This window comes from Citrobacter cronae, assembly GCF_016893685.1.
Taxonomy (GTDB): Bacteria; Pseudomonadota; Gammaproteobacteria; order Enterobacterales; family Enterobacteriaceae; genus Citrobacter; species Citrobacter werkmanii.
In genome coordinates, this window is the sequence record NZ_CP069763.1 from 3165095 (window position 1) to 3186662 (window position 21568).

General features: G+C 48.8%; 21 protein-coding genes and 1 tRNA gene. 15 read left to right on the forward strand and 7 right to left on the reverse strand.

All coding sequences use genetic code 11. The features are described from left to right. The first annotated feature begins 4 nt into the window (after window positions 1-4). Window positions 5-2524, forward strand: a complete 2520-nt coding sequence (gene torA, locus JSN25_RS13570) for a trimethylamine-N-oxide reductase TorA (protein WP_087856998.1) — start codon at window positions 5-7, stop codon at window positions 2522-2524. 511 nt (window positions 2525-3035) lie between these two features. Here the strand turns inward: torA and JSN25_RS13575 are convergent. Next, window positions 3036-3123 (reverse strand) — tRNA-Ser (locus tag JSN25_RS13575). Window positions 3124-3358: 235 nt separating this feature from the next. Here JSN25_RS13575 and ghrA point away from each other — a divergent pair. From ghrA to JSN25_RS13595, 4 genes are all read left to right on the forward strand, one after another. Continuing rightward, complete coding sequence (gene ghrA, locus JSN25_RS13580; RefSeq protein WP_150344892.1) at window positions 3359-4297, forward strand: glyoxylate/hydroxypyruvate reductase GhrA; 939 nt, start codon at window positions 3359-3361, stop codon at window positions 4295-4297. Between the two features lie 86 nt (window positions 4298-4383). Next, complete coding sequence (locus JSN25_RS13585; protein WP_038639608.1) at window positions 4384-5121, forward strand: phosphatase; 738 nt, start codon at window positions 4384-4386, stop codon at window positions 5119-5121. A gap of 23 nt (window positions 5122-5144) precedes the next feature. Next, window positions 5145-5699 carry a TorD/DmsD family molecular chaperone gene (locus tag JSN25_RS13590; RefSeq protein ID WP_204525026.1) on the forward strand — a complete coding sequence of 185 codons (555 nt, stop codon included), beginning with the start codon at window positions 5145-5147 and terminating at the stop codon, window positions 5697-5699. 101 nt (window positions 5700-5800) lie between these two features. Continuing rightward, window positions 5801-6283 (forward strand): DUF1097 domain-containing protein, encoded by a 483-nt coding sequence (locus tag JSN25_RS13595; protein WP_038639615.1) that lies wholly within the window; start codon window positions 5801-5803, stop codon window positions 6281-6283. 46 nt (window positions 6284-6329) lie between these two features. Here JSN25_RS13595 and csgG read toward each other — a convergent pair whose 3' ends face one another. The 4 genes from csgG to csgD are packed head-to-tail and all read right to left on the reverse strand — an operon-like array spanning window position 6330 to window position 8675. Beyond that, window positions 6330-7163 (reverse strand): curli production assembly/transport protein CsgG, encoded by an 834-nt coding sequence (gene csgG, locus JSN25_RS13600; RefSeq protein ID WP_003036082.1) that lies wholly within the window; start codon window positions 7161-7163, stop codon window positions 6330-6332. A gap of 25 nt (window positions 7164-7188) precedes the next feature. Beyond that, the gene (gene csgF / locus JSN25_RS13605) at window positions 7189-7602 is read right to left on the reverse strand and encodes a curli production assembly/transport protein CsgF (protein WP_016152599.1); all 414 of its coding nucleotides are present in this window, start codon (window positions 7600-7602) and stop codon (window positions 7189-7191) included. Window positions 7603-7627: 25 nt separating this feature from the next. Then, window positions 7628-8020 (reverse strand): curli production assembly/transport protein CsgE, encoded by a 393-nt coding sequence (gene csgE / locus JSN25_RS13610; protein ID WP_038639617.1) that lies wholly within the window; start codon window positions 8018-8020, stop codon window positions 7628-7630. Window positions 8021-8024: 4 nt separating this feature from the next. After that, a complete protein-coding gene (gene csgD, locus JSN25_RS13615) occupies window positions 8025-8675 on the reverse strand; it encodes a biofilm master transcriptional regulator CsgD (RefSeq protein WP_069323303.1) in 651 nt (216 codons plus the stop codon). A 759-nt stretch (window positions 8676-9434) separates the two neighbouring features. Here csgD and csgB point away from each other — a divergent pair. The 6 genes from csgB (at window position 9435) to JSN25_RS13645 (ending at window position 13310) form a co-directional block, all read left to right on the forward strand. After that, window positions 9435-9890 (forward strand): curli minor subunit CsgB, encoded by a 456-nt coding sequence (csgB, locus tag JSN25_RS13620; RefSeq protein ID WP_032939898.1) that lies wholly within the window; start codon window positions 9435-9437, stop codon window positions 9888-9890. A 40-nt stretch (window positions 9891-9930) separates the two neighbouring features. After that, a complete protein-coding gene (gene csgA, locus JSN25_RS13625; RefSeq protein ID WP_006685125.1) occupies window positions 9931-10380 on the forward strand; it encodes a curli major subunit CsgA in 450 nt (149 codons plus the stop codon). A gap of 61 nt (window positions 10381-10441) precedes the next feature. Beyond that, window positions 10442-10774, forward strand: a complete 333-nt coding sequence (csgC, locus tag JSN25_RS13630) for a curli assembly chaperone CsgC (RefSeq protein WP_038639625.1) — start codon at window positions 10442-10444, stop codon at window positions 10772-10774. Window positions 10775-10923: 149 nt separating this feature from the next. Continuing rightward, window positions 10924-11244, forward strand: coding sequence for a type 1 fimbrial protein (locus JSN25_RS13635; protein WP_085048537.1), 321 nt, complete (start codon window positions 10924-10926; stop codon window positions 11242-11244). A gap of 100 nt (window positions 11245-11344) precedes the next feature. Further along, window positions 11345-11887 (forward strand): O-acetyl-ADP-ribose deacetylase, encoded by a 543-nt coding sequence (gene ymdB / locus JSN25_RS13640; protein ID WP_038639630.1) that lies wholly within the window; start codon window positions 11345-11347, stop codon window positions 11885-11887. After that, window positions 11820-13310: a phospholipase D family protein gene (locus tag JSN25_RS13645; protein WP_369711276.1), complete on the forward strand. Its 1491-nt coding sequence runs from the start codon at window positions 11820-11822 to the stop codon at window positions 13308-13310. The genes ymdB and JSN25_RS13645 overlap by 68 nt, the downstream gene beginning before the upstream one ends. A 20-nt stretch (window positions 13311-13330) precedes the next feature. On the opposite strand, the gene mdoC is transcribed toward JSN25_RS13645, so the two are convergent. Beyond that, window positions 13331-14491 carry a glucans biosynthesis protein MdoC gene (gene mdoC, locus JSN25_RS13650; RefSeq protein WP_069323306.1) on the reverse strand — a complete coding sequence of 387 codons (1161 nt, stop codon included), beginning with the start codon at window positions 14489-14491 and terminating at the stop codon, window positions 13331-13333. A 270-nt stretch (window positions 14492-14761) separates the two neighbouring features. On the opposite strand from mdoC, the gene mdoG reads away from it, so the two are divergent. The 3 genes from mdoG (at window position 14762) to JSN25_RS13665 (ending at window position 19122) form a co-directional block, all read left to right on the forward strand. Continuing rightward, window positions 14762-16297 carry a glucans biosynthesis protein MdoG gene (mdoG, locus tag JSN25_RS13655; protein ID WP_087857802.1) on the forward strand — a complete coding sequence of 512 codons (1536 nt, stop codon included), beginning with the start codon at window positions 14762-14764 and terminating at the stop codon, window positions 16295-16297. Then, entirely contained in the window at window positions 16290-18818 is a 2529-nt protein-coding gene (gene mdoH / locus JSN25_RS13660) for a glucans biosynthesis glucosyltransferase MdoH (protein WP_204525027.1), read from the forward strand. The genes mdoG and mdoH overlap by 8 nt, the downstream gene beginning before the upstream one ends. 76 nt (window positions 18819-18894) lie before the next feature. After that, window positions 18895-19122, forward strand: a complete 228-nt coding sequence (locus JSN25_RS13665) for a YceK/YidQ family lipoprotein (RefSeq protein WP_159121321.1) — start codon at window positions 18895-18897, stop codon at window positions 19120-19122. Here the strand turns inward: JSN25_RS13665 and JSN25_RS13670 are convergent, their stop codons facing one another. Further along, complete coding sequence (locus tag JSN25_RS13670) at window positions 19123-19500, reverse strand: MysB family protein (RefSeq protein WP_038643106.1); 378 nt, start codon at window positions 19498-19500, stop codon at window positions 19123-19125. 689 nt (window positions 19501-20189) lie between these two features. Between JSN25_RS13670 and JSN25_RS13675 the strand changes: the two genes are divergently transcribed. Beyond that, window positions 20190-21521 carry a sensor domain-containing diguanylate cyclase gene (locus JSN25_RS13675; RefSeq protein WP_150344894.1) on the forward strand — a complete coding sequence of 444 codons (1332 nt, stop codon included), beginning with the start codon at window positions 20190-20192 and terminating at the stop codon, window positions 21519-21521. Window positions 21522-21568: the final 47 nt, after the last annotated feature.

A 21568-nucleotide genomic window follows, 5' to 3' on the forward strand; every position in this document is an offset into this window, starting at 1 on the left:
CATGATGAAAAAGAATAATGACCATGACATGGCGCAGCAGAGCCAGGAAGCAGGTATGAATCTGACTCGTCGCCGTTTTCTGGCTGGTGCCGGAGCTTTAATGGCGGCGCCGCTGCTGGCGGGAATGTGGCCACGCTCGGCGCTGGCCGAAGCGATAAGCCAGGCGCTGCCGCAGTTTGTAGCGTTACGCCAGGCGGAAAGCGGCATTCTGACCGGCGCCCACTGGGGCGCGTTTGAAGCGATTGTCCGCGATGGCAAAATGGTTGACGTTCGTCCGGTGAAAGACGATCCGTATCCGAACGAACTGATTACCATGGCACCTTATCAGGTGTATGCCGAAAACCGCATCAAGTACCCGATGGTGCGTAAAAGCTGGCTGGAAGGCGGCGCGAAAGACTGTAAACCAGAGCTGCGTGGCCGCGATGAGTGGGTGCGCGTGAGCTGGGATAAGGCGCTGCATCTGGTGGCCGGTGAAATCAGCCGTCTGCAGAAAGAGCACGGACCGTCCTCTATCTATGCGGGCTCTTATGGCTGGAAAAGCGTGGGGATGTTCCACAACCCAAGAACGCTACTGCAGCGCATGATGAACCTGGCAGGCGGTTTTGTCGGCTACTCCGGCGACTACTCGACCGGTGCCGCACAGGTAATTATGCCGCATGTAGTGGGCTCTGTTGAGGTTTACGAGCAGCAGACCGCATGGCCGAACGTCATTGAAAACACCGAGCTGGTGGTGATGATTGGCTGTAACCCTATGATCACGCTTAAAAACAGCTGGAACCTGCCGGATCACGTCAGCCAGACTGGTTTTGAAGCGCTGAAGAAAAAAGGCACCCGGATGATCTGTATCGATCCGGTGCACAGCGACAGCGCCCGCATGCTGGGTGCCGAGTGGATTGGCCCGCACAGCTATACCGACTGCGCGCTGATGGCGGGGATTGCCCATACGCTGTTGGTGGAAAAACTGCATAACGCTGACTTCCTGAAAACCTATACCGTCGGCTTCGATAAGTTTGAAGCGTATCTGACCGGTCAGGACGACGGTATTGTGAAAGACGCCAATTGGGCGGCGGACATCAGCGGTGTTGACGCCGAGGTGATCAAACAGCTGGCGCGCGATATGGCAAAACACCGCACCATGATCATGGGCGGCTGGGGCATTCAGCGCCAACATCACGGCGAGCAGGCGCACTGGATGATGGTGACCCTGGCGTCGATGCTGGGGCAGATTGGTCTGCCTGGCGGCGGCTTCGGCTTTAGCTATCACTACTCTTCCGGCGGTAGTCCGACCGCGCGCGGCGGCATTCTCGCCGGGATCTCGGCGGGTAGCCCAACCTCTCCGGCGGCAAAAGACATTACACCGTTCCCGGTAGCGCGTATTGCCGATGCGCTGGCGAACCCTGGCAAGACCATTGATTATAACGGCACGAAAGTGACCTACCCGGATATTAAAATGGTCTACGTGGCGGGGGGGAATACCTTCCACCAACATCAGGATACCAATAACCTGGTCAAAGCCTGGCAGAACCCGGAGACCGTGGTTGTCAACGAACCTTACTGGACGGCAACGGCGAAACATGCCGATATCGTGCTGCCGGTTACCACGACCTATGAACGTAACGATTTGGACATGGGCGGCGACTACTCGCAGCTCTACGTCTTCCCGCTACGCCAGTGTGTGCCGCCGCAGCATGAAGCGAAAAATGACTTTGACGTCTTTGCCGGTATTGCCGAAATCCTCGGCGTACACGACGCCTTTACCGAAGGTAAAGATGAGATGTTATGGTTAAAAGGCATGTATGACGACATGAAAGCTCAGGCGCGTAACGCACGCGTGGCGCTGCCGCCGTTTGATATGTTCTGGGCGTCCAACAACTATATCCGCTTCCCGATTCCGGAAGAGAATAAACAGTGGGTACGCTTTGCTGATTTCCGCGAGAACCCGCTGCTTAATCCACTGGGTACCCCGTCCGGCAAAATCGAAATCTATTCTGATGCCATTGCCAAAATGGGCTACGAGGACTGTAAAGCGATCCCGACCTGGATGCCGCCTCACGAGTGGTATCGCGGGCCGGAAGCAGCGAAATACCCGCTGTCGCTGAATACCGGTCACCCGATTAACCGTCTACACTCTCAGCTCGACAACACGCCGCTACGTAAGAAGTATGCAGTAGCCGACCGTGAGGCTATCTGGATCCATCCGAAGGATGCCAGCGCACGTGGCATTAGTGCGGGCGATCTGGTTCGTGCCTTTAACGATCGCGGGCAGATCCTGGTTGGGGCAGTGATTACCGATAACGTCCGTGAAGGGGTGGTGCGGATCAGCGAAGGGGCGTGGTTTGACCCGGCCGATCCGTCACAGCCTGGTTCGCTGTGCAAGAACGGTAACGTCAACTGCCTGACCTTTGACGTCGGTTCCTCCAGCCTGGCGCAGGGGAACTGCGGGCAGATGTCACAGTTGCAGATAGAGAAATATACCGGACCGGTGCTGCAAAACACCGCGCATAATGTGCCAGTAGGCGCATAATCGACAGCCGGTTATAACGAACGGCCCCTCTTGCCAGTGGTGAGAGGGGCCGTTTCTTTTAATCCTCACTACACCAGCAGTAGAACCCCACGGGCGTGCAATATGCGAAAAAAAGCCCGTACTTGCGTACGAGCTCTTCTTAAAATATGGCGGTGAGGGGGGGATTGACTCGCTTTGCTCGCCCCTTCGGGGCAGCCCGTTCGCGATGCTCCCGGTCTGTCCAGCTGGCTGCGCCAGCAGTAGAACCCCGGTCGGGGCTTCTCATCCCCCGCAGGCGTGCAATATGCGAAAAAAAAGCCCGTACTTGCGTACGAGCTCTTCTTAAAATATGGCGGTGAGGGGGGGATTGACTCGCTTTGCTCGCCCCTTCGGGGCAGCCCGTTCGCGATGCTCCCGGTCTGTCCAGCTGGCTGCGCCAGCAGTCGAACCCCGGTCGGGGCTTYTCATCCCCCGCAGRCGTGCAAYATGCGAAAAAAAAGCCCGTACTTGCGTACGAGCTCTTCTTAAAATATGGCGGTGAGGGGGGGATTCGAACCCCCGATACGTTGCCGTATACACACTTTCCAGGCGTGCTCCTTCAGCCACTCGGACACCTCACCATATTGTTGTTCCTGTGCTACCGGAACGGGCGCTAATTTAGGGAAATACCGTCCCGGCGTCAATCAACTTTTTGAAAAAAACGTGCATTTACACAAACTTCAAACAATCTGGAGCTTAAATAAGCGGGAATTGTTTTTTTTGCCAGCATCCTAAAATTTGCTACTCTGAGGATCCCTCGAAAAATGATGATAATAAGTGCGAGAAAGTTCCGCATAGCAATGCTCAGGAGACAAAATGGATATAATTTTTTATCACCCAACATTCGAAACAACCTGGTGGATTAATGCGCTGGCAAAAGCAATACCAGGCGCGAACGTCCGTGAGTGGAAAGCGGGTGATAATGCGCATGCTGACTATGCGCTGGTTTGGCATCCGCCGGTTGAAATGCTCGCGGGACGAAAATTAAAAGCCGTATTTGCGCTGGGTGCTGGCGTCGATTCCATTCTCAGTAAGCTAAACGCTCACCCGGAAATGTTGGATACCTCGATCCCGCTTTTCCGTCTGGAAGATACGGGTATGGGCCTGCAAATGCAGGAATATGCGGTAAGTCAGGTGTTGCACTGGTTTCGTCGCTTTGATGATTACCAGGCGTTAAAAAATCAGGCGAAATGGCAACCATTGCCAGAGTATACCCGCGATGAGTTCACCATCGGGATCATGGGGGCCGGGGTCCTGGGTGCGAAAGTTGCCGAGAGTTTGCAGTCATGGGGGTTCCCGCTGCGCTGCTGGAGTCGTACGCGTAAATCCTGGCCTGGCGTGGAAAGCTTTGCCGGTACCGAAGAGCTGGGTGCGTTTTTGAGTCAAACTCGCGTGCTTATCAATCTTCTACCCAATACGGCAGAAACCGTGGGCATCATTAACGCTGGTTTACTTAGCCAGTTACAGGATGGCGCTTATGTGCTGAACCTGGCGCGTGGCGTTCATCTCAATGAAGACGATCTTCTGGCATCGCTGGACAGCGGCAAGGTGAAAGGCGCCATGCTGGATGTCTATAGCCGTGAACCGCTGCCGGAAACCAGCCCGCTATGGAAACATCCGCGAGTGGCGATGACACCGCACATCGCCGCTGTTACCCGTCCGCCGGAAGCGGTGGATTATATCTCCCGTACGATTTTGAGTCTGGAAAGTGGCAAAGCCGTTACGGGTCAGGTCGATCGCGTACGGGGATACTAATGCCAACCCGGCAAGTGCCGGGTTTCCGCTAATAAATGGCGGCGATACCTGCTATCCTTGACGGAAAATGACTACAGGAGAGAGTTATGTATCCCGTTGACCTGCATATGCATACCGTCGCCAGCACCCACGCCTACAGCACCTTAAGTGATTACATCGCTGAAGCTCGTCGCAAAGGCATCAAGCTGTTTGCCATTACCGATCATGGACCGGACATGGCGGATGCGCCTCACCACTGGCACTTTATTAATATGCGCATTTGGCCTCGTGTCGTGGACGGCATAGGGATCCTGCGCGGAATTGAAGCGAATATTAAAAATATTGAAGGCGAAATTGACTGTTCAGGTCCGATGTTCACTTCCCTGGATCTGATTATCGCAGGCTTTCATGAGCCGGTTTTTGCGCCACACGATAAAGAGACGAATACGCAGGCGATGATAGCCACTATGGCCAGTGGCAACGTCCATATCATCAGCCACCCGGGTAACCCCAAATATCCCGTCGATATCACTGCGATTGCTCAGGCAGCGGCAAAATACCAGGTTGCGTTGGAAATCAACAACTCTTCGTTTTTGCATTCGCGTAAGGGCAGTGAGGACAATTGCCGCGCTGTTGCTGCGGCTGTGCGTGATGCCGGCGGCTGGGTCGCGTTAGGGTCAGATTCACATACCGCTTTCACCTTAGGAGATTTCGGTGAATGTCGTAAAATACTCGATGATGTGAATTTCCCGGAAGACCGAATTTTAAACGTTACGCCAAAGCGCTTGCTGACGTTTCTGGAATCGCGAGGCATGGAGCCGATCGCGGAATTTGCTGAACTGTAATTGTTACTAACTGGAATATATTAATGAACGAGTTTTCTATCCTGTGTCGTGTACTGGGCTCGCTGTTTTACCGCCAACCGCAGGACCCTTTACTGGTTCCTCTGTTTACCCTGATTAGCGAAGGTAAACTCTCCGCCAACTGGCCGCTGGAACAGGACGAACTGCTGGCTCGTCTGCAGAAGAGCTGCGATATGCCTCAGTTGGCTGCGGATTACAACGAGTTATTTGTGGGAGACGATTGCGCGGTGCCGCCTTATCGCAGCGCCTGGGTAGAAGGGGCTAAAGAATCGGATGTGCGTGCATTCCTTTCTGCCCGGGGAATGCCGCTGGCAGATACGCCGGCAGATCATATTGGCACGCTGTTGCTGGCGGCTTCATGGCTTGAAGACCAGTCTGCGGAAGATGAAAGCGAAGCGCTTGAAACCTTGTTTGCAGACTACTTGTTACCCTGGTGCGGCACGTTTCTGGGCAAAGTTGAAGCGCATGCGAATACGCCATTCTGGCGTACTATTGCGCCCCTGACACGTGATGCGATTGGTGCGATGTGGGACGAATTACAGGAAGAGATAGACGAATAAATGTGATTTAAATCACGCTAAACTGCAACACAATTTATCAACTTGCATAATTTGTGTGCGCGATCTCATTCCAATGCCGTTTTTCTGCTAAGATGCGCGGCATGAACATACTTCTCTCAATTGCAATCACAACGGGCATTCTCTCCGGGATCTGGGGATGGGTGGCCGTTTCTCTCGGTTTACTCAGCTGGGCTGGGTTTCTGGGCTGCACTGCCTACTTTGCCTGTCCGCAAGGTGGGCTGAAAGGGCTGTGGATCTCGGCGTGTACGCTGCTAAGCGGTGTGGTGTGGGCGTTGGTGATTATTAACGGCAGTGCGCTTGCCCCGCATATGGATATTGTCGGCTATGTCATGACGGGAATTGTCGCGTTTTTGATGTGTATTCAGGCAAAGCAATGGTTGCTTTCATTCGTGCCGGGCACGTTTATTGGGGCTTGTGCAACGTTTGCAGGGCAGGGGGACTGGCGACTGGTCGTGCCATCTTTGGCGCTGGGTCTGGTATTTGGCTATGCGATGAAAAATAGCGGCTTGTGGCTGGCGTCACGCCGTGAAAACAGGATATCGCCAACCCCGACCAGTAAATAAAACAAGCGTGAGGCTCCCCTCACGCTTTTTATGCTGTAATGACCCATCAGGATTCTGGCGGTACCGACATATGGCGGTATTTAACCAGGATGTCATTATCAACTTGTTTCTTATCCTGCAAATCCCACAACCCGCGATCTATTCCGTCATTAATCAGGAAGATAACGCCGGTTTCAATTGCTGACATCAGACAAAGCATAACCGGTTCGTTAGAGGTATAACCAATTTCACCCTCCAACAGACGCTGGTAGTCAATGAAGCGGAACACCCCTGCCTGTACTTCATAAGACAGAATGGTTTTGCTGGTATTCACCGATGAGAGGATCTCACCGGTACTGACGTTAACCACACGCAGGTTTACCGCTATCTGGTCAAGCTGGTATTGCGTATCGGCGCCTATACCGAAATAGCGCGCGCCGACACCACCTGATTTTACGTTGCTTTCATAACCAATAATGGACCCTTCCACCATGACGTTTGCAGCGGTCAGAGACTGGAGTGGGATCCGGTTATTAATGGCAACTGTACCGTTTTCCTGAGCCGCACGAATGATTTTTCGTTCGTTAAGCAAGTTCTGTAACCCCTGACGTTCCAGCGGGACGAACCAACGAGAATCCTTCAATGCGGTGACGAGCATAGCCGTGGCGCTTTGCGGGACGGCGGTAGAGAAGTTACTTGCCGGGTAAGGCTTAAACTGGCCAGTCTCATCCTGAATGTTGTATACCGACACAAATATCTTACCTGTAGGCATGGGCAGATGCGTCAAATCTTTATAGCTTTGGGCTCGGGGCATTAATGTCGGCTTAGCGGCCTCTTGAGGCGGGGCGGTTAAGCATCCGCTGAGTAAAATTACTGCCACCATGATAAGTAAGCGCTGCATGATATTTTCCTTTCGTGGCTCTCATTTAGAAATCGGTTGACTGGTTTTGTAAACCTGACACTTCAATAGTCGAAGTTCTTCCCGTTTTCCTGTCAGTGACATTCAATTGCAGTTGCCCATCCCGGTTGGCGATATCAACGATAAAGTCACTGGTTACCATCCTCCCCGGCTTACCTGTATTGATATTGGTGAGTAAGCCGCCGAGTATTTGCGACTGAATTGCCTGGGTAAAGTTATCCAGTGCTGTTGGGGTTTCGATCCCGTAGTCGCCAGCGCTCGGATCTTTATATGAGTTTTGCGCCTGAGCGCTATTTAATAAAAAAGAGCCGTTGTTTGGGTTGCCACCAAAGTTAGGGTTGCGGAACTGGAACGTCATGTTTCCGGCCCAACTTAATGGCGAAATTAGCATGAGCAAAACCACTGCATGTTTGACACGCATGAAAGCCTCCGGACAAAATCATGTTTTAGAATTCATCACGCGCTAAATCGCTTGTGCTTAATAGTGTTTGATCTATTTGCCGGCGATTTAATGCTTCCTCAGTTTCTGCCAATGCGAAGACCACTATTTTGTCGAAGTCTCTTTTCGTCGGGAATAAAAAGGTCTGGAAGATAACGTCCTGATTAACCGTTATCGTAATCCAACTTCCCCAACGTGCACTGGGTCTTTCATTAATGGTTAAGTTTCCTGTGTACTTGCTTTCCCACTTGTCACTAAAGGCGCGATAAAAATCATGGCCAATGGAAGAGACAGTGTGGTCAGTTAACAGTCCGGGAACCTCCACCTCTACAGCCGCGTGTAGATTCCCGGCAGCAAAGAACAAATTTGCTGCCACAATCCAGTTCAAATAGCGTTTCATGGCTTTATCGCCTGAGGTTATCATTGGCCCACGAGACCGCCTGCGTACGATTTTTGACAGCTATCTTTTTGAAAAGATTATAAAGATGCGTTTTCACGGTATTTTCACTGATAAACAGCGAACGCGCGATTTCAATATTTGAGGCACCGATACGCAGTTTATTAAGGATCTCTTTTTCACGGTGAGTGAGTAGTGCCGACTCCGTGCTGTTATAACGGTAATTTCCGGAATGCGTGATCAGGTAGCTGGCGAGCTTTTGCGAAAAGTAGCATTCACCGCGCAACACACCTTGCAAGCCGCTGACTACACGTTGTTCATCTTCGGTTGCGTAAAATACACCATTGATATGCGGCCAGTTTTCAATATCCCGATAGGGATAATCATCAGGGGTATTCAACAATAAAGTCTTTATATTGTTGTTTTTTCTGCTTAAATTATCTTGCCAGTAATGGATCAGTTTTTTATCTGCCTCCATCATATCCATTAAAACAATACAGCCGGAGGAAATATCATCCAGAGAACGTTGAATATTATGTAGTTTTCCGGTTAACGCCAGTGATTGCTTTAAATGTTGTAATAACGCAGTTGCCTGCAGAGAAGGTTTAGTGATCAACAATAATGTATGACCATGAATACTATGGACTTCATTAAACATGATGAAACTCCACTTTTTAGTCGCACACCTGACAGCTGCCGCTACTAAAATAGAGGCACCAGAAGTACTGACAGATGTTGCACTGCTGTGTAGAAATAAAATATCGACCCAACGGGGTGAAAATATTAAAACAAATGGACTTCAACTGTTTTCAATCTAGCTATTACAAATCTTAAAGCAAGTGTTAAACATGTTACATAATGTAAATTTATATATTAAAATGTGATTTTTGGGTTTTAATTGAGTTTAGATTTGATAGTAAAGTTGTACATTTCAGCATTATTGCATAGATTTAAAAAATCATACAAATTATGTTATCGCATTGATATTAAATAAATAAATTTATAGTTTGTTAGTTTTACATTCCTAATGAATTCGGATTGTTTCGCCTGGATTTAAGTTGGACAATTTTAGATAGAAAAAAATGATGCTTGTCACGACTTGTACCTATGCCTATCGCAGCACTAAGCTGGGAGGCCCGGAAATCGCGGAAAATGCACTTTTTTGTTACTGCATAGAAATTCACTTGCAGGGTTAAAAAATAAATAGAACCTGTTGTCGCAGCCGTGTTTTTTACTGTTAATTAATACTTTGGTGTGAATCAGGATATAAAAATACCACTGGCGGGTGAGTTATTTAAAATGTTTCAACGGACATACTCTTCATCGTAACGTGACGTTAACAAATGTAAGTCATGTTAACAACAATTTGAGTGGTAACTAATTTAACTTCATGTACGACCAGGTCCAGGGTGACAACATGAAAAACAAGTTGTTATTTATGATGTTTACAATACTGGGTGTGCCTGGGATTGCATCCGCAACAAGTTATGATTTAGCTAATTCAGAATATAACTTTGCGGTAAATGAATTAAGTAAGTCTTCATTTAATCAGGCAGCCATTATTGGTCAGGTTGGCACTGCGAACAGTGCAAATACTCGTCAGGGGGGCTCGAAGCTATTGTCGGTCATTTCGCAAGAAGGTTCTGGTAACCGGGCGAAAACGGACCAGACGGGATCATATAACTTTGCATATATTGATCAGGTGGGTAGTTCCAATGACGCGAGTATTAAACAAGGTTCTTATGGTAATACAGCTGTAATTATCCAGAAAGGCTCTGGTAATAAAGCGAATATTACCCAGTATGGTACACAAAAAACAGCAGTTGTGGTGCAGAGACAGTCGCAAATGGCAATTCGCGTAACTCAACGCTAATCCATTATCGACGTTTAAATCAATCCGATGGGGGTTTACCATGAAACTATTAAAAGTGGCAGCATTCGCAGCAATCGTCGTTTCTGGCAGTGCTCTGGCTGGTGTTGTTCCGCAATGGGGCGGTAATCATCATGGCGGCGGTAGCAACTATGGCCCAGACTCTTCGTTGAGTATCTACCAATATGGTTCAAACAACGCTGCGAATGCTCTGCAAAGCGATGCGCGTAAATCAGATGTCACCATCACCCAACATGGGCGTGGTAATGGCGCGGTCGTAGGCCAGGGGGCTGATGACAGTACTATTAGCCTGAAACAGACTGGCTTCCAGAACAATGCCACCATCGATCAGTGGAATGCAAAAAATGCTGATATTAGTGTGACCCAGTTCGGTGGCCGCAATGGCGCGCTGGTTAATCAGACTGCTTCTGACTCCAATGTGCTGATTCAGCAAGTTGGTTTTGGCAACAATGCAACAGCTAACCAACACTAATTCAGTTTTCTGACTGATAATAAACAGGGCGTGAGCCCTGTTTTTTTTTCGGGAGAATATGATGCATACATTATTACTCATTGCCGCGCTGACAAATCAAATAACATTCAATACGACCCAACAAGGCGATATGTACACCATTATTCCTCAGGTGACGTTAGCCCAACCCTGCGTTTGTGAGGTCCAGGTCCTTGCCGTTCGTAAGGGGGAGGGAGGACAAAGCCAATCGCAGCAGAAAACAAGCCTTTCGGTCCCCGCTAATCGGCCGATTGAACTAACCAAACTGAGCTTTAATATTTCACCGGGGGATTCGGTCAAAATTATCGTTACCGTTTCGGACGGGCAGTCTCTGCATTTGTCACAACAATGGCCTGACTCAACCAGTCAGCCATAATTTTTGCTGTATTTGCATTAAGGGTGTGGCTGGGAATGCGGCGCTGTTCTATGAATATAGAAACGTACAGCGTTTTTATTTGATCGTAACTCGCAGTGGTGAAGGATCATTCAGATCCCTCAAGGATGACTAATCATTGAGGAACCCTTATGTGCACATTTTTTAAACGTATTTTTAGCGCCAGTTTATGTACGTTATCTCTTTTCACTTTTCCCATAATGGCCCAACAGATCTCGCCCGGCGGCGTTATCCATTTTCGCGGCGCAATAGTTGAAGCGCCCTGCGACGTTAACACCCAACAACAACAGGTCGAATTGTCTTGTATGCGCAATGGCACCACCCGTAATAGTCTCTATAATCATCAACAGGTCACGGCTGCCCCTCAGAATGTGCAGCAAATTGCTACTGTGAAAATGCATTACCTCAATGAACAGAAAAACATGGCGATCCTTAACATTGAATATAAATGAACCATTCTGGCTTAGACATGCAAACTTGTGGTTAAAAAGTGAGATTTCAAGGAAATCCCTGCTGTACACTTGATGAATCGTGTTTTGTCAGGGGGAATTTATGCATTCACGCGTGCATGTGTTACACGGCGATATTACGACGATCGCTGTTGATGTGATCGTCAACGCGGCGAATTCATCGCTACTGGGAGGTGGTGGTGTTGATGGTGCAATCCATCGCGCCGCCGGACCCGCATTGCTGGAGGCCTGCAAACAGGTTATCCAGCAACAGGGAGAATGCCCGACCGGGCATGCCGTTATCACGCTGGCGGGGGCGCTTCCGGCAAAAGCGGTCATTCATACCGTAGGACCTGTCTGGCAAGGTGGAGGGCATCATGAGGCTGAACGTCTTGAAGACGCTTATCTGAACTCGCTGCAATTGGCCTTGGCCAATGGGTATCAATCCATTGCTTTTCCGGCGATCAGTACCGGAGTCTACGGGTATCCCCGCGCCGCAGCGGCAGAAATAGCGGTAAATACGGTGTTAAAATTTATTACCCGTCGTACGCTTCCCGATCAAATATACTTTGTTTGTTTTGACGAAGAAAACGCTCAACTCTACAAGAGACTACTTTCCCGGCAAGGTGACAAGAACACGGACTGATATGACACGACTTGAGCGGGCCATCACGCCACTTTGTGCTAACCACCCAGGAGATTGTGGCATTCTTACGTTGGATGACAGCCTGGATGCCTTTGCTGCTCGCTATCGACTAACAGAAATGGCGGAACGTACACTGGATGTGCAGTACTACATCTGGGAGAACGACATGTCCGGTCTGTTGCTGTTTTCAGTTCTGTTGGCGGCGGCGAAACGTGGAGTGAAGGTTCGCTTGCTGTTGGATGACAACAACACGCCGGGTCTTGATGACACGCTGCGGCTGTTGGATAGCCATCCTAATATAGAAATTCGTCTGTTTAATCCCTTTTCCTTTCGCATTCTGCGCGCCCTGGGCTATTTGACCGATTTTGCCCGGCTAAATCGGCGAATGCACAATAAAAGTTATACCGCTGACGGCGTGGTGACCATCGTGGGCGGGCGTAATATTGGTGATGCCTATTTTGGGGCGGGTGAGCAACCGTTATTTTCCGATCTGGACGTCATGGCTATTGGTCCCGTTGTCAAAGATGTTGCGGATGATTTTGAGCGTTACTGGCACTGCCGCTCTGTTTCAACGTTACAAAACGTACTTGAGATGTCGGAGTCAGATTCTTCGCAGCGTATCGAGCTGCCTGAATCCTGGTATAACGATGATATTACTCGTCGCTATCTGCATAAGCTGGAAACCAGCCAGTTTATGACCAGCCTCGATCAGCAGTCGCTGCCGCTGATTTGGGCGAAAACGCGTTTGCTGAGTGATGATCCTGTCAAAGGTGAAGGGAAAGCGCCGCGCCATTCGTTATTACCGCAGCGTTTGTTTGATGTGATGGGGTCGCCGGGCGAACGCATTGATATTATTTCCGCCTACTTTGTGCCGACTCGGGCTGGGGTGGCGCAGCTGTTGAGAATGGTAAGGAAAGGCGTCAAGATTGCGATTTTAACCAATTCGCTGGCGGCAAATGATGTGGCTATCGTTCATGCGGGCTATGCGCGATGGCGAAAAAAACTGCTGCGCTACGGGGTAGAATTATACGAACTTAAACCTACCCGCGAACGCGTTTCGGTGGTCCACGATCGCGGATTAACCGGTAATTCAGGTTCCAGCCTGCATGCTAAAACCTTCAGTATTGACGGTCGAAAAGTATTTATCGGCTCGCTTAATTTTGATCCCCGTTCAACGCTGCTTAATACGGAAATGGGGTTTGTGATTGAGAGTGAAGTGCTGGCTGAAGTGATCCATAAACGTTTTATGCAGAGCCAGCGTGACATGGCCTGGCAACTGCGCCTCGACCGCTGGGGTAGAATTAATTGGGTGGATCGCGTTTCCGGCAGCGAACAGGTACTGAAAAAAGAACCCGCCACAGGATTCTGGAAGCGGGTTCTGGTGAAGCTTGCGTCGGTGTTACCCATTGAGTGGCTGCTCTGAACCACGCAATGAGAGAAAAATTAACCAGCGACAGCTTTATTTTTATCTTGCTTAACGGCCGGTTTACCCGAAAAGAGAAACTTCAGCACCGGTATGCGCAAATGGAGTTCGTACAGTATCACCGCAATCCCCACCACAAACAGCAGGCCGCACAAAAAGCCCAGTAGATTCGATGAGATATGCGGTGTGATATACGCGCCAAAAAACAGCGTCAAAGGGTGGTGCACTAAATAGATAAACAGTGACGCGTTGACAAAATAGGTCACGCGGGCCGACTGGAAATTCAGCAAACGGTGGCCAAGCGAAAAGACGACGTTCACCATCCACAGTCCCATGACCATGGTGATGACATATTCGGTTTCATACATCCAGGCATCGCCATTGCCATAACGTTGATTGAGCAGGTAAGCGACAAACGCCAATGCGGCGCCTATCGTGCAGCCACGCGATGACCTGGTAAACAGCGCTTTCAGATTAGGGTTGATAAACGCCAGCGCGCCGAGCATAAAGAAAGGTATATAGAACAGCGTTTGCATAACAATAAAATTAAACATGCCATCGCTGAGAATTGAAGGGTAGAGGATGAAAATCGTCCTTCTGACGGCGGCATAACCGACACCCAATAAAATAAAAATCAGCGTTAATTTGGTCATCGACACAGCAGAGGGGTTAGCACCTTCGCTACGCATCGTCTTATTTTTCATCTGGGTAAATACCCACATGCTTACGGTCGTTAAAACCACCAGAACCAGTAAAAACCACAGATGGGAAATAAGCTCCCATGCCAGCGTGTTGTACTTTTCGTACCCGCTGAGAGTATGCCAGCTGTCTGCTTTGCCCTTCACGTATTGCAGCATGATAAATTGCGGCAGCGTAAGCAATGGAATCGCCGTCAGCATCGGGATTCCCACGCGTTCGACACGCACCTTCCACCACCGCTTTAGCGGATAGCGCAAAAATAACATGTACGAAAAGTAACCCGAAATAACAAAGAAAACCTGCATGCGAAATGCATGGATAAAATCGTTAAAAAGGGTCAACCACCATGACGGCTCTGCGCTGTTCACATGCCATGTATGAGTGGAGTAGATCAAAGAAATATGGAAGGGGATCCCTAACAACATTAGCCAGGCACGGATGGAGTCAAGAAAATATTCACGTGGTGGTGATACAGGGCTCATAGACAGTTACGTATTCTCAGACTTTTCGTCTTATCCCTAAGACGAATAATGGTTACATTCGAGGCCAACCCTACACGAAGTCCAACAACCTGTCTCCAGGATAAGCACGCAAAGTGAAAACAGCAGACAAAGCTGCTTAAAGCATGAGCCAGCGCGCGAACAATACAGGGATTCAGTTGTCGGAATACCCGATTATCCATTAAAATGGATCGGATCAATATAAGCACACAAAGGGGGAAGTGCTTACTAATTATGAAACATAAACTACAAATGATGAAAATGCGTTGGTTGGGTGCAGCAGTCATGTTAACGCTGTACACATCATCGAGCTGGGCGTTCAGCATTGATGATGTTGCAAAACAAGCTCAATCCTTAGCCGGTAAAGGCTATGAGGCGCCAAAAAGTAACTTGCCCTCCGTTTTCCGCGACATGAAATATGCGGATTATCAGCAGATCCAGTTTAATCGCGATAAAGCCTACTGGAGCAATCTCAAGACCCCATTTAAGCTCGAATTCTACCACCAGGGTATGTACTTCGACACGCCGGTCAAAATCAACGAAGTTACCGCCACTGCGGTGAAAAGAATCAAATATAGCCCGGATTACTTTAATTTTGGCGATGTTCAGCATGATAAAGACACGGTAAAAGATCTCGGTTTCGCCGGGTTCAAAGTGCTGTATCCGATCAACAGCAAAGATAAAAACGATGAAATCGTCAGCATGCTCGGGGCCAGCTATTTCCGCGTTCTCGGCGCAGGCCAGGTCTACGGTCTGTCTGCGCGCGGTCTCGCGATCGATACCGCTCTCCCTTCTGGTGAAGAATTTCCCCGCTTCCGTGAGTTTTGGATCGAACGTCCGAAACCGACAGACAAACGTTTAACCATATACGCCTTGCTGGACTCTCCGCGCGCAACCGGAGCGTATCGCTTTGTCATTATTCCGGGTCGCGACACGGTTGTTGATGTTCAGTCCAAAGTTTACCTGCGCGACAAAGTGGGCAAGCTGGGCGTGGCGCCGTTAACCAGTATGTTCCTGTTCGGCCCAAATCAGCCTTCTCCGGCAACGAATTATCGTCCGGAACTGCATGACTCTAATGGTTTGTCTATCCACGCTGGCAACGGCGAATGGATTTGGCGGCCGCTGAACAACCCGAAACATCTCGCGGTGAGCAGCTTTGCCATGGAAAACCCGCAAGGTTTCGGTCTGTTGCAGCGTGGCCGTCAGTTCTCGCGTTTTGAAGATATTGACGATCGTTACGACCTGCGTCCAAGCGCCTGGATCACGCCAAAAGGTGACTGGGGCAAAGGTAAAATTGAGTTAGTTGAAATTCCGACTAACGATGAAACGAACGATAACATCGTTGCGTACTGGACGCCGGATCAACTGCCTGAAGCGGGCAAAGAGATGAACTTCAAGTACTCCCTGACGTTCACGCGTGATGAAGACAAGCTTCATGCGCCGGAAAATGCCTGGGTACAACAGACTCGTCGTTCTACGGGTGATGTTAAACAATCCAATCTGATTCGTCAGCCAGACGGTACTATCGCGTTTGTGGTGGATTTTACCGGTGCAGACATGAAAAAGCTGCCACAGGATACCCCGGTTACCGCACAAACCAGCATTGGCGACAACGGCGAGATCGTTGAAAACACCGTGCGTTACAACCCGGTCACTAAAGGTTGGCGTTTGATGCTGCGCGTGAAGGTGAAAGACGTGAAGAAAACCACTGAAATGCGAGCAGCCCTGGTCAATGCCGATCAGACGTTGAGTGAAACCTGGAGCTACCAGTTACCTGCCAATGAATAAGACTACTGAGTATATTGACGCAATGCCGCTTTCGGATATCGAAAAAGCGGCTCTGCCGAAAACTGACATCCGCGCCGTTCATCAGGCGCTGGATGCCGAGCATCGTACTTACTCGCGCGAAGATGATTCACCGCAGGGTTCTGTGAAAGCTCGTCTTGAGCAAGCATGGCCAGATTCTCTGGCGAAAGAGCAGTTGGTTAAAGACGATGAAGGACGCGATCAGCTTCAGGCAATGCCTAAAGCAACGCGTACCTCAATGTTCCCCGATCCCTGGCGTACCAACCCGGTTGGTCGTTTTTGGGATCGTCTGCGTGGACGTGATGTGACTCCGCGTTATCTTTCGCGTTTGACGAAAGAAGAACAAGAGAGCGAGCAAAAATGGCGTACCGTTGGCACAATCCGCCGCTATACGCTGTTGATCTTAACGCTGGCGCAAACGGTCGTAGCAACCTGGTATATGAAGACGATTCTTCCGTATCAGGGTTGGGCATTCATAAATCCGGTCGACATGATGGGGCAGGACCTGTGGGTCTCCTTTATGCAATTGCTGCCCTATATGCTACAGACCGGGATTCTGATTTTGTTTGCCGTGCTTTTCTGTTGGGTCTCTGCAGGGTTCTGGACTGCGCTGATGGGCTTCCTGCAACTGCTGATTGGGCGAGATAAGTACAGTATCTCCGCCTCAACGGTCGGGGACGAACCACTGAATCCTGAACACCGCACCGCACTGATTATGCCTATCTGTAACGAGGACGTTGACCGCGTATTCGCGGGGCTGCGCGCCACGTGGGAGTCAGTTAAAGCCACGGGCAACGCCGAGCATTTTGATGTTTACATCCTGAGCGACAGTTACAATCCTGATATCTGCGTAGCGGAACAAAAAGCGTGGATGGAACTGATTGCCGAAGTGCAGGGCGAAGGGCACATTTTCTACCGTCGTCGTCGTCGTCGTGTGAAGCGCAAAAGCGGCAACATCGATGACTTCTGCCGCCGCTGGGGGAATCAGTACAGCTATATGGTGGTGCTGGATGCTGACTCCGTGATGAGCGGCGACTGTCTGAGCGGTCTGGTTCGTCTGATGGAAGCGAATCCTAACGCCGGGATTATCCAGTCTTCACCGAAGGCTTCCGGTATGGATACGCTGTATGCGCGTTGCCAGCAGTTCGCGACCCGTGTTTATGGCCCGTTGTTTACCGCCGGGCTTCACTTCTGGCAGTTGGGTGAATCGCACTACTGGGGGCATAACGCCATCATTCGCGTGAAGCCGTTTATTGAGCACTGTGCGCTTGCGCCGTTACCTGGCGAAGGCTCATTTGCAGGCTCGATCCTCTCCCATGACTTCGTGGAAGCGGCATTAATGCGTCGTGCCGGCTGGGGCGTGTGGATCGCTTACGATCTGCCGGGTTCTTATGAAGAGCTGCCGCCAAACCTGTTGGATGAGCTCAAGCGTGACCGTCGCTGGTGTCATGGCAACCTGATGAACTTCCGTCTGTTCCTGGTTAAGGGGATGCATCCGGTTCACCGCGCGGTGTTCCTGACCGGCGTTATGTCCTATCTGTCAGCGCCGTTGTGGTTCATGTTCCTCGCGTTGTCTACCGCATTGCAGGTAGTCCATGCGTTGACGGAGCCGCAGTACTTCCTGCAACCGCGGCAGCTATTCCCGGTCTGGCCGCAGTGGCGTCCTGAACTGGCGATCGCGCTGTTTGCTTCCACCATGGTGCTGCTGTTCCTGCCGAAGCTGCTGAGTATTTTGCTTATCTGGTGTAAAGGGACGAAAGAGTACGGCGGATTTATTCGTGTCACGCTGTCGTTGCTGCTGGAGGTTCTGTTCTCCGTGCTGCTGGCGCCGGTGCGTATGCTGTTCCATACCGTTTTCGTGGTGAGCGCATTCCTCGGTTGGGAAGTGGTGTGGAATTCGCCGCAGCGTGATGACGATTCCACCCCGTGGGGGGAAGCATTTATGCGTCATGGTTCTCAGCTCTTGCTGGGGCTGGTGTGGGCTGTGGGTATGGCCTGGCTGGATCTGCGTTTTCTGTTCTGGCTGGCGCCGATTGTCTTCTCGCTGATCCTCTCGCCGTTTGTTTCCGTAATTTCCAGTCGTTCTACGGTTGGGTTACGAACCAAACGCTGGAAACTGTTCCTGATCCCGGAAGAGTACTCTCCGCCGCAGGTGCTGGTGGATACAGATACCTATTTGGTAATGAACCGTAATCGTACGCTGGACGACGGTTTTATGCATGCGGTGTTTAACCCGTCGTTTAACGCGCTGGCTACGGCAATGGCGACTGCTCGCCACCGTGTGAGTAACGTACTTGAGATTGCACGCGACCGTCATGTGGAGCAGGCGCTGAACGAAACGCCGGAGAAACTGAATCGCGATCGTCGCCTTGTGCTGTTAAGCGATCCGGTGACCATGGCGCGTTTGCACTATCGCGTCTGGAATTCACCTGATAAGTATTCTTCGTGGGTGAATTACTATCAGGGCCTGACCCTGAATCCGTTAGCGCTCAGGAAAAAATAAGCGTTCTGTAATGTGAAAATACCGGCCTGGTGCCGGTATTTTTTTATACTGAATAAAAAGAGTCATGGGGTACCAGATGCGAATAGCGGCAGTGGCGATAATGGTCTTGTTGCTGAGCGGATGCGGCAGCATCATTAGCCGGACCATCCCAGGACAAGGGCATGGCAACCAATACTATCCGGGCGTACAGTGGGATGTCCGGGATTCCGCATGGCGCTACGTCACCATCCTCGACCTGCCGTTTTCGCTGGTGTTTGATACGCTGTTGTTACCGCTCGACATTCACCATGGGCCTTACGAGTAGTTATCGTTCATCCCATTCATCAGCTGCGGTCTGACCCTCTTCGGTATCAAGGGGAGGCTCCAGCTGAAATTCACCTTCGTCCCATTCGTGAAGCGTGTTTTCTTCCTGCCACTCCTGACGAATTTCAATCTCATCATAATCACCATCAAAAACGCTTTGCGCCGCTTCACCGCTTAGCATTGGCAGACATTCGCCATCGACATCATCCTCATCGGCAAAGAATTCTGCTTGCCACATAATGTCGCCATCCTGTAGCACGTATTTTTGTACGCTTAGCTGCTGAACACTGGCATCGTCAGCCTCCAGACCTGGGTTATCTGCCAGAAACACTTCACGAGCAGCATCAATAGCCTCTTCCAGCGTGGCATAAAAATACATGTCATTCTTTGCCATAATCTTCTCCTAAGGTGAACAATAAATGGTGATGATTCAATCTATAGACCTCGATCCGCGGAGCGTCAAACCCATTGATTGCAGAGCTAACCTAAATGAATGCCAGCCGTTGGTAGCGACGACAGGGTTTTATGATGACGTCTTCGATTGGTATGGAAAAATTTACAATGCGAGATACTGAAGTTGGCGTAATGGACGACCGCGAATTTGAGAAAAAAAGGTAATGTGTGTGGTTAGCAGTGGCGTAATGAAAATCAAATAAATAAACGATACTGTTATATAAATGAATCTTCAGATTTAATACGTATTTACTCGTGTTTTTGCTTGCAGTAATGCCCATTGTTCTGATGAGAGGATGTCTAACCTTATTAAAATAAAGGAAAAAATATTTATTAATGTAAAGAAGTCACAGAGGTAATTATTGAGAGATACTGAACTCAAGAGGCGGAAAAGTAATGACTAAGTATCCGCCATGTGCAACATCTGTTAATGGCGTGAGGTGTTTTAAAAAAGGACACATAATAATAGATGATTAATACCAGGTGTTATAAATGGATAAAAAATCATTAAATAATAAATGAATAAATATCACTGAAGTTGTACGGCTATATAGATTGCAAATGCTTATGCTTTATTATATAAAATGCCAACTCAAGAATACTCCTAAGGATGTTATGGAAAACAGTAATTCAAATAACAGGAAGTTGATGGCGTTCTATATAACTTGCTTAATCAGCTATATTCTTGGTGGGTTATGTCTTACACAGTTTAAATTAACAATACAAAGTGTTCCGCAAACAATATATTTGATTATCATAGTAGGTTTATTCTTTTTATATGGAATTATTTTCCTGTTTATGTTGTTTCAGTATTTATGCAGAAAAGATCTAACATGTCTCATAGTCTTAGGTATGGCATTTCTTAGCAATAATATTTTCTTTGTGGAAACTATCTATATCGTTCAGGATTTAATCAATGATCACACTTCGATAGAAAAAAGAACTAACGATATCGCTATATTCTATTATTTTCGCCAGTTGAGTTTTATTGCTTTATTATTTGTATCCTTGAAATCTTATAAAGCATCTTCGACAATCCTTGAAACCAAAGAAAGAGAACCATGCTATATAGCGGTAGCATTTTTGATCATGTTGGCTATCGCTGTCCTGGCGCATAGCCTGGCCAGTTATAATCCGGACATGACCCTTGAGATTACGAGCTTAAAACCCGATAACATAACCGTACACTGGCATATTGGCTATATTTACTCTCTGATTGTTGCCTGGGGATTGGTTCTACTCTATTTGGTCATTAAAACCAAAACGCATAACATCTTATGGAAAAGTATCGGCTTACTGTGTTGCTCAGGAATATTAACCAATGTGCTGCTATTAAGTTTAGATGAATATAGTATGTATATTTGGTATATCAGCAGAGGGATTGAGGTGATCAGTACCCTTTGTATAATATCGATCTTAATGTATAACACTTTTATCATTCTAAAAAAAGAAACGGATTCGGCTATCAAAGATGCCATGACCAAAATATACAACCGGAAACTGTTCTATAGATCGTTAAAAGCATCGCTAGCGAAAGGCGTGGTTTGCGTAATGGTTTTGGATATCGACAAATTTAAACGCATTAACGATACCTATGGGCATCAGGAGGGGGATCGGGTAATCATTAGTATTGTTGATATAATCAACAAGTCAGTTAGAGATTCGGATATCTTTGCGCGCATCGGCGGCGAGGAGTTTGCGATTCTTCTTAAGTGCAAGGATAAAGATGAAGCTATTGTCGTTGCAGAACGAATCAGAAGAAATGTTGAGCATGGAACGACTATACCTAATGCATATGATTTAAAAGAAAAGATGACGATCAGCATCGGTGTATATTGTACTAAAGTTGATGATGACTCAGCGGATAAAGTTGTTTCTTATGCGGATGCTGCGCTGTATGACGCCAAAAACTCTGGCAGAAATAAGGTGTGTTACTACTATCATTAAAAGTAAAATGAATACTGCCTGAAAACGCAAAGTTTACTCTTCGGGTT